Annotated in this window: 5 protein-coding genes and 1 pseudogene; 2 read left to right on the top strand and 4 right to left on the bottom strand. The window is 58.8% G+C overall.

Annotated features, from left to right (window positions below):
- Positions 1–1,739: 1,739 nt before the first annotated feature.
- Positions 1,740–2,399, top strand: coding sequence for a recombinase family protein (locus VNX23_RS03245; protein ID WP_325627737.1), 660 nt, complete (start codon positions 1,740–1,742; stop codon positions 2,397–2,399).
- A 1,784-nt stretch (positions 2,400–4,183) separates the two neighbouring features.
- Positions 4,184–4,411, top strand: a pseudogene (locus VNX23_RS30955) (tyrosine-type recombinase/integrase); the annotation flags it as partial.
- 390 nt (positions 4,412–4,801) lie between these two features.
- Here the strand turns inward: VNX23_RS30955 and VNX23_RS03240 are convergent.
- The 4 genes from VNX23_RS03240 to VNX23_RS03225 form a co-directional block, all read right to left on the bottom strand.
- On the bottom strand, positions 4,802–5,974 hold the full coding sequence (locus VNX23_RS03240; RefSeq protein WP_325627739.1) for a tyrosine-type recombinase/integrase: 1,173 nt from the start codon (positions 5,972–5,974) through the stop codon (positions 4,802–4,804).
- A gap of 491 nt (positions 5,975–6,465) precedes the next feature.
- The gene (locus VNX23_RS03235) at positions 6,466–7,041 is read right to left on the bottom strand and encodes a hypothetical protein (protein WP_325627736.1); all 576 of its coding nucleotides are present in this window, start codon (positions 7,039–7,041) and stop codon (positions 6,466–6,468) included.
- Between the two features lie 355 nt (positions 7,042–7,396).
- Entirely contained in the window at positions 7,397–8,023 is a 627-nt protein-coding gene (locus VNX23_RS03230) for a glutathione S-transferase (RefSeq protein WP_325627735.1), read from the bottom strand.
- Positions 8,024–8,212: 189 nt separating this feature from the next.
- Positions 8,213–8,977, bottom strand: coding sequence for an N-acyl homoserine lactonase family protein (locus tag VNX23_RS03225; RefSeq protein ID WP_325627734.1), 765 nt, complete (start codon positions 8,975–8,977; stop codon positions 8,213–8,215).
- Positions 8,978–9,222: the final 245 nt, after the last annotated feature.

Genomic DNA, 9,222 nt, shown 5'->3' with positions numbered 1-9,222 from the left:
CGTTGACGACATTGATGCCAATTGGGGCTTTCAGTCGTTTGTTCAAACCATTCCTGGTCAGGTTTCCTTGATTTGCGAGGCCGAACCGCTCCGTCCCGATCTAAGGCGCTTCAACAAAAAGGGCCTATTCGGAATCATCCTGTCGCCTACTTCAAAAGTTTAGCCCCGAAAAGCAATCGCAACGATCCAATCTGCTTCAGCCCGCATCTCTCTCCCATCACGCACGCCCGCCTCACTTTAAAAAATACCGATTTTGCCCTCGCGGCGCAACACACTCCGACCACCTCGCCGCTCGCCACATCGATGATCCGGCACGCCTCGCGTGGCCATCAAGTCTTCGTGAAATGTGGGATGGCTAACACATCGCTCGTGAACGCGTGGCTTACGTTCGAGCCAATTGATGTGTCGCATCAAGACCGCATCGGCTTTTCACAGTCGCTCAGGGAGACTGGGAATGAGTACGATTGTATTACTGCAATGGAGCATCATGGCGTTAACGCTTGCGTTGAGTCTCGCAATGTTTATTGCGTCGCTTGGGCACTTTTGACAGGAACCGAATTCGCTCTTGTTTCCGCTGCGCCTGCCTCTGCGGCGGGGTCGGATTGGTCGCGGTCTAGTGGGCCAGCTCGATCCACAGGGATGCTAGGGCACAGGCGAAGCCCACTGACAACAGGCCAGCGGCTATTACGGTGACCACGTCAATTGACTAGGGGTGGCTATGAAGGCGCATAGCTCTTCCTCCTCGCGTGTTGGAGAGGAATCAATCGGCAGGTGTCAAAACAGTTCCCTGGGGCCGTTTGCTGCAGGGGAACGGCAGGCGTTCGGTTCAGTTGGAATTCGCCTAATTCGCCCTCGCGCCCGCAACGGTCCGCTTGGCGGCATTGCGATATTATGCGGATCGGCGGTCAATCCCGGCGGTGGCCATGCGCCTGCTTACGTTCGACCGGCACGAAAGCGCTAAGGGTCAGACGAAACACACGCTGCCGAAAGTGCGGCGACCGACGCCAAAGGATGAAAGCGAAGATCGCCAGATTCGACGCGAACCAAACGCCCAATATCGCCAATATGGCCTTCATGAGTGCTCATTCTGCTCGAGCCCCCCTTAAGAGACAGTTTCAGCCGCGATAAATTCCTCCTGAATCACAACCCTTCCAAGGGTGTGAAGGTTCCGCGCTGGAACCCGATCGGCCGCGGCACGGTCGGCCGCGCGGCATGCAGCTTGCATCAATCGAAGGGCCTAGCTTCAGGCTGGGCGGTTTCCTCCCTGACTTGGGCCCGGCGCGAGCCAAGCGTGCCGGGCCTTTTTGTGTGCCTGCCTGAGCGCGCCACGCTGAACCGCCGGGCCGTCGCACCGTCGTCCGACTGTCACATGGCGGTGATAAACTTGTCGCATCCGCAATGTGACTGGCCCGGTGTTATCGCCGGGCCTTTTCTTGTGTCGCCCCACGCGCACCACGCCGAGCCGTCGCCCGTCGCACCATGTGGTAGGCTTCCCGCCAGACCCCTGGCATCGCAAATCTGCCATCGGGTCGGCACGGGCTCTGCCTTGCGCTGCTGCGGCGGCTGCATGTCGCGGGGCCCGCGCTTTTGCGCGACCGCGGATTTTCGCGCCCTGGTGCGCCGTACGGCCGGATCAAGAGGAAACACCCCCGTTTTCTGCCGACTCCGGTCGCTGTTTTCGTTGCTGTTTTTGGGCGTCGCAAATCTATTCTGCTGCTTCCGATCTGCTGCTTCCGACCTTGGAGGCGATCATCACAAAGCGGGTTGGAATTTACATTCGGGTCAGCACGGACGGACAGACCACGGCGAACCAAAGGCGCGAGCTCGAGGCGGTTGCTGCCCGCTCAGGCTGGGAAGTGGTCGGGATCTATGAGGACGCCGGAATTTCCGGCGCCAAGGGTCGGGACAGGCGCCCCGGCTTCGATCGGTTGCTCAAGGACGCCACTGCCCGCAAGATCGACATGGTGGCCGCCTGGTCGGTCGATCGGCTAGGCCGCAGCCTGCAACACTTGGTCGGGTTTTTGAACGAGCTGCAGGCGCTCGGCTGCGATCTCTACCTGCACCAGCAAGCGCTTGATACGAGCACGCCGTCGGGGCGCGCCATGTTTCAGATGTGCGGCGTCTTCGCCGAGTTCGAGCGTTCGATGATTGTCGAGCGCGTCAACGCCGGCCTGAAGCGAGCCAAGGCACAGGGCGTGAAGCTAGGCCGTGGCCGTCGCAAGGATGGCGCCCGGAGCCTCGATGAGGAACGCTGGGGCATGACAAGGGCCCAACTCGAAAAGCGAATCCTGAGCCTCCACAAGGGCGGCATGGGCGTGCTGAAAATCGGCAAGGAGCTCGGTGTCGGCACCGGTTTGGTGCATGGCGTCGTTTCCCCTTTCGTCGCAAGCGCCGCCTGAAGCGCGGCAAGCGGGTGAAATAGCCCGGTCCGCGTGGCGAATCGGACCTGCCCGGCGCCTTACAACATGTGCTAGGTTCCTCGCCATGACGACGATCCTACATATCCTTTCGGTCCCTTTCTTCGCTGCAGCGATCATCAGCCTCTACTCACGACGACATTCCAGACTGTCATTTCCGCTGCTGATGGCATCAGTGATTTGCGCTACCTACTAGCAGCCGGTTCGCCCAAGCTGGGGTTTTCTTTTGCCGGGTCCCGCATCAGCAGCCGATGACAAGTGAAATCACATGCCCCAGCCTCTCCGCTGCCACGCGGGCGCGTTTCCGTAGCTAGGGTGTGAGATAATTCGGCCGCGGCAAACGCGCTGTAGCGTGCCTCCCAGCTTCAGGAAACGGCTGGCTACTTCGAGGCAAGCGCAAGCGTGTGAGGAGGAAAGCGCGGTGAAGCAATTCCTCAACGACCATCTCATTGATTTTGACATTGCTGCCGCATTGGTTGGCTTCGCGGTTTGCACTTCTATTTTGGCTTCGGCTGGATTGTTTCTGTGGTACTTGGACTGTCTGCTTTTATCCTGATCCCGCTTCTGGTCCTGTGCTGGCTTTATGTGAGCGCCATTCTCTCCATTCTCATCATAAAGCGATTTAAGGATTAGACTTTCAATGCTCGGGTGGCGGCCCGCGGAGTCGATACAAGCACTCTTCAGGCGTTCGTGGGGCATCGCTCGATCGCGAATACTGTCGTTTATACGGCGATTGCTGACAAGCGGATCCGCAACATCTGGGGAAAATGAGTCGCCCGACGGCGAACGATATGGCTTTTATCGAACAGGGTATGGGATAAGCGAGCACCTCCTACGGAGTTTCTCAGTTTCTCCAGCTCACGTTCCATCCTGGAAATTAGCGCCAGCCGCCGTTCCAGGATGAGCCTTTGTCCTTGGCTTCAGAGGCTTGGTGGTGCGTTTGCGCTTCGCTGAATGGACAGGTTTTCCCGTGACTCTTCACGGTTTACGCGGCATGCGTTTTGCCTTCGGGGTGGAGAGATTAACGTCGAAATGAATAGGACGAAGTTGAAGATGGCGAACAGCACTAACAGAAGAGTCTCGCTCAACCTGGTTTTGAGCTTATAACGATCAATATTCTTCTGATGTGCACGCAACTGAATAAATCTTGGTTCCATGACGCAGCCCCGCACACTGTAGGTGAGTGCAGGAAGTGCTGGGCGAAGGCAGTAGTTCCTAGAACCGCCAATAATTTTTTCTGATGCGACAAGCGTGCCTAAAATCAGGCACCTTGCCTTACGGTGGGGCACAAATGCAAACCGGGTGCGCCAACCACAGGCTAAAAATAGGGCTAGGGATGTACCGCCAGTACGCAAACTGAATCCTGAGCCTTCCCTGACTCAGCAAACGGCTTTTCTTGATAAGCGTGGCGTCTGCGTAGAAGGCCGCTTAGCGCAGTCAAGAGGCAATCAAAGCGTAACCGAACCCGACCACCAGCAGGGCGAGCATCATCCAAAGGAATCTGCGGTAAGTCTGAAAGAACGAGCGCCGGTAGGTGTGACCGCAATGCGGACAATAGTACGAGTACCCGGCATTCGTGCTGATCTGACGCTCGCACGATTTGCACGTCGCGAGTTTCGGCATTGTGTAGTTGTCCCCCCGGCTACGGAACAGGTTTCATCTTAGCCATCTGTTCTGCGGTACAACACACGCTGCGATCACGTCTTGTGATTTGGAGCCGATTTCTTGTGAACACGGGCCAGTGAAGCACCGAGCGCGGCACGCCGTTCACGCCGGATGCCATCAACCGGCTGGTCAAGATTATCGGCCAGCGTGCCAGCCTGGCGCTACCGGTCCATTTCCACATGCTGCGGCATAGCTGCGGTTACAAGCTGGCCAACGACGGCATCGACACGCGGGCAATTCAGGATTGGCTCGGGCACGTCTCGATCACGCATACGACTCGGTACCCGGCGCTAAGCCAGACGCGATTCAGGGACTTTTGGCGGGACTAACCCGCCCGCGGCAAATGCGAATTAGATGGACTTAAGCATACAAGAAGCGCCTAGTCGTGGACATCACCGCGCTGCCTTCTGGCCCCCTATCGGTGACAGAGAGACCAGTCCGCGCTCCCGCCCTACTCTAGCAAGGGAGCAGCGCCGTGCTAAACCGAGACCTTCTAGGCGTCGTTTTAATGCTTGCTTTCGCCGTCGCGCTGACAGCGCTAGCTTGGATTGTTGTTTCGACATAAGGCATCCCTAAAAAGGCCCCCGAGTCCCGCCACCGCCGCGGAGCCGCATGAAGCGGGGCAAGCGGGTGAAATAGCCCCGGCGCCGCGGCAAATGTGTGTGGACGCTGTGGGCCACAGCAAATATGATCGGCTTGCGGTGCTCGCACCGCATCCCCTACCTAGCCCCGCCCTCGCCCGCGGGGCTTTTGTTTGCACAGTCGAGTTCGACGGCCGCAGTGTTCCTCATCGGCACTACGTTGTGCTGAGGGTTTATGATTCTATCGATCTGGGCGGCCAGGGCCTCGAACGCTCGCTTTTTCTCGGCATGGTAAGCGTAACGGTCATAGGTGCCGCGAACGCCACCCATTGCATGCCCCAAGCAGCGCTCGGCGTGGTCGGTTGAAACCCCTGCCCGAGACATCAGGCTTCGCGCCGTCCGCCTCAGATCGTGGATCGTCCAATTAGTAAGGCCGGAATTGCTGTCAAATTTGGCCTTGAACTGACTAAATCCGCCTATCGGCCTTGTGCCGGTGCTGAAAACATAATCCACACCATCGACTCGGGGGATTGACGCCAGCACCTCTAGGGCGGCCCTGGAAAGCGGCAGGACGGTTTCGTTCTTGGTCTTGTATCTGACAGCCGGGATAATCCAGTCGTTGCCCACAATGTCGTTCCAGGTCAGAGAGGCGGCCTCCATTCGACGGGCGGCTGTCAGCAAAATAAACCGCAGTAGCGGCCCGAACGGCCCGGTAAGTTCCCCTGAAGCCTTCCAGAAGGCGCGCAATTCGTCATCGGATAGCACCCGTTCGCGCTTGCGCTCATTTGGATTAGACCGCGCCATGCCGCTTACAATCGGGGACCGGAAATCATCCGAGCGGCGGGCATGCCAATTCATGATCTTTCGGACAATCGAAAGCGAGAAATCGGCGGCCACCGGGCCGCGCTCATCCTCTATCTGGTCTAGAAGTCGGACTATATCGGATCGCCGGATATCCTCGATCTGGCGGGAACCGATCTTATTGGGATGATAGACAACCCGCCTGAGAGCGCCCTCGATCTGGCTCTTGCTTCGCAGCCGAACCCCCTCTCGCTTCAGGTATTCCTTGCAGATCGCCTCAAGGGTGTTTTCCGCCTGCCACTCCGCCCTTTTACGTTCCTCCAGCGGATCGCCGCCGCCTGCAACATCGCCAAGCGCTTTGCGGGCTTCCTTGCGGGCCTTGTCGAGACCGATCTTCTTGGTGTCGCCGATCAACATCCGCCGCGACCGATGGCTTGCGCGATACTGAAGGATGAACGACCTGTGGCCGGCTCGGGTCACCATCAAACCGAAACCGACGTTCGTGACGATCGCGAAGCGCCCCTCTTGAGGGGTGCGGGACGGCGCGAATCATGCTGGTGATTTGGGGTCCCGAACAATGCCGCGTGCATGCGGCAGATTGGCACGACGGGCAAATTTCGCATAACACGCATTCGAAAATTGCCCGTCGGGCAGCCGACCCAATTTCGGCGTGCCGTTACCGCAAACCACACTGGGTGCGCGATAACATCGCGCGCGACTTTGCGATCCAGGAGCTTGCCGAAGCCGTCGCGCTGGCGCCCCGAACGTTTGCCCGGCGCGTCCCGGCGACATGCGGTGTTTCACCAATTCAGTTCGTCCAGCAGATCAGGCTTGAGACCGCAGACCACCCGCCTGTCGGTCGAGCAGATCGCCCGGCAGGTCGGATATGCGGAACCCTCGACGCTTCGCAGGCTGATCCGGCGCGGCACCAGGCATTCGTCCCGTCGCCCGAGTCGTCTTTTTTGCTTTCGCGCCACGCGTTCTGCCCGCCGCCCCTTGGCTCAGGTGCCGCAGCTCTTGACATCATTGGCCAGGCTCCAGCTCTCCCCGGTCCTCAGATTGGTCGTCTTGTAGACCCGCCCGCGGATTTCGGCTGGACAATCCCTGGGGATCTCGACGAGGCACATGTTGACCTTGTCAAACACCTGCGAGCGGGCGATTGCGCGTTCCTTCACAAGGGATACCTGAACGCCGGAGTTGCTGAATCTGACGATCGTGCCGCTGTCAGCTCCCTTCTTGGAATTCGCCGGCGCCAAGTCAGCGCCATACCGATCAGTGATCGAGGTGATGGTGGTGTCGGCGCATTCACCGACCTTGGCGGGCAGGAGGGAAATCCGTTCGGTGCCGGGCAGGTCTTCGTTGATCACTGGATCGGGCGGGGGCTGCCACCGGTCCGGGGAGGCGTTTCCGATCGATTTATCGGAAGACGCCGCATAGGATTTGCCGGCGGCCGGGCCATTGCTGGCCGAAGCATCGTTGCCGGGCGGGCTCGTGCTGGACGAGTTGAAAATCGCTGACTGCGTGCAAGCGGCGACCGCGAACAGAGGCAGCAAACCCAGTCGGGACCAGCGTCTCATATTTTCCAGCTTCCTCATCGGCACTAGAGCTCCGATTCCGGAGTTCGCAAGCTGTCGCGGCGACCTCTGATGCGAACTTCGGAATCAAAGGAGCTCTACCAACTTTTTAATGCTAGTGCGGCTTTGAATTTGAAGTTCCTATCACCAACTTGCCGCGATACCGATAGGAACTTCAAATTCGCCGCACTAGAGCTCCGATTCCGAAGTTCGCAAGCTATCGCGGCGACCTCTGATGCGAACTTCGGAATCAAAGGAGCTCTAGCAACTCCTTAATTCTAGTGCGGCTTTGAATTTGAAGTTCCTATCACCAACTTGCCGCGATACCGATAGGAACTTCAAATTCGCCGCACTAGTCCTAATCCGCGAAGCGATAGGCGCCACCTTTTTCGACCGAGCGGCGGAACGCCGGACGGGCATGCATGCGCGCGAGCCAGCCGGCAAGGTTCGGATACGGTGCGAGCTTCTCGAATATTTTGGCCATTTCGGCGACGAAGCTCATCTGGATATCGGCTCCCGTGAGCGCGTTGCCGACGAGAAACTCCCTGCCCTTAAGTGCGCCCTCGACATAACCGAGATGGTTGGCGATCTCGCTGTCGATCCGCGGATGCAACGGCTTGCCTGCCTCCTTCAATCTCGAGACATAGAGGTTGAGCATCAATGGCAGCATAGCTGAGCCTTCGGCATAGTGCAGCCATTCATTGTAGGCCTCGTATTCGCCCGTACCGATAGCGGGCATCATGGCGCCCTTGCCGTAGGTTCGAATGAGGTAATCGACGATCGCCGCGGATTCCGCAATTCTGATATCGCGATCGATAATCACGGGCGACTTGCCGAGCGGATGAACGGCGGTCAATTCGACCGGCGCCAGCCTTGTCTTTGCATCGCGCTGGTATCGCTTCATTTCGTAGGGAGTTCCGAGCTCTTCGAGAAGCCACAAGATCCGCTGCGAGCGGGAGTCGTTGAGATGATGCAGGACGAGCATGGAGGGTTTCCCGGAGGTTTTCGATCGCAGATGTTTATCAGAGGCATTCGGAAAAAGGCAGCACGATGGACGAATCCGTATCCCGACGAAGAGCGCTTCGGCCGCCCGCGACGGTTCGTCCGGGACCGGCCGCGGGGGCTCGATCACGCTTCGGGGGCCGCTCCTCGCATTCAATCGCTGAGCCGGCAATTACTTCGCGAATGCAGGGAACTCCGGCAATTTGCCGACGTCGCGCGCATCGTGCTGGATGATCAGCGTCGCCTTCAAATTCGATACGATCTGCTTCATGCGCTGGATCGAAGCAATCGTCTGCGCCCGATCGTAGTTGAATATTGGCACGCCATCCGAATCGTAATTCTCGCGGAAGTGGACGGCATCGCCGCTGAGAATGACCGGCCCCATCTGCGCCAGCTTGACCAGCAGGCTGGAATGACCCGGCGTGTGCCCTGGCGTGCGCAGCACGATCACCGTCCCGTCGCCGAAGACGTCCTTGTCGGGGCCCAGTGCCAGCGCGTCGACCGCGCTGTCACCTTTGAGCCAGCTCTCGAACGGCTTGAAGTTCACGCCCTGGGCAGGCTCGGGGGCGGAGATCGCGTCCCATTCCCGGGTGCCGATCAGCAGGGTTGCTTTCGGAAAGGAGGCGATCTGGCCGGTGTGATCGGCGTGATAATGGCTGATGCCGACATATTTGATTTGATCGGGTTTGACGTCGATCTTTGCCAGCAGATCGACCAGGCTCACCTTTGGCGCGACATTGGGCATGGTCATGGCATGGCCCGTGTCCCACAGCAGATAATCGTCGCCATGTTTGACGAGATAGCAACTGTAGACGAACTGGAGCTTCAGCTCGCCGTAGGCATATGTATCCGAGAAGCGCTGATTGACGGCTGTGGGCGCCTGTGGCGTGCCGCAGTCGAGGCGCGCCAGTGACACGTCAGCCGCTTGCGCGGGCACCGAAAGACCAGCGAAAAGGCCGATGCCGGCAGCGAGTATGGTCCAGAGTTCTGGTCATCGTTTCTCCCCCTTGAACGGTATGGTGGCAAAGTGTGACCTCTCTCGCAAGACGCGGCATTCAGGCATTCGAAGCCGAAAATCCGAGGCGGGTGTCGCACGCAGCATACATGCGGATAAAGGGTGATGAAATGTATGGTGCATGCCTCAAACGTCGGCTTTCCGCGCAAGGGCGGACATCAGCCTCG

The sequence above is a fragment of the Bradyrhizobium sp. genome, from assembly GCF_035570375.1.
Classification (GTDB): Bacteria; Pseudomonadota; Alphaproteobacteria; order Rhizobiales; family Xanthobacteraceae; genus Bradyrhizobium.
Note: the sequence above shows the minus strand (reverse complement) of the source record. Positions and strands in the feature narration are given on the sequence as shown.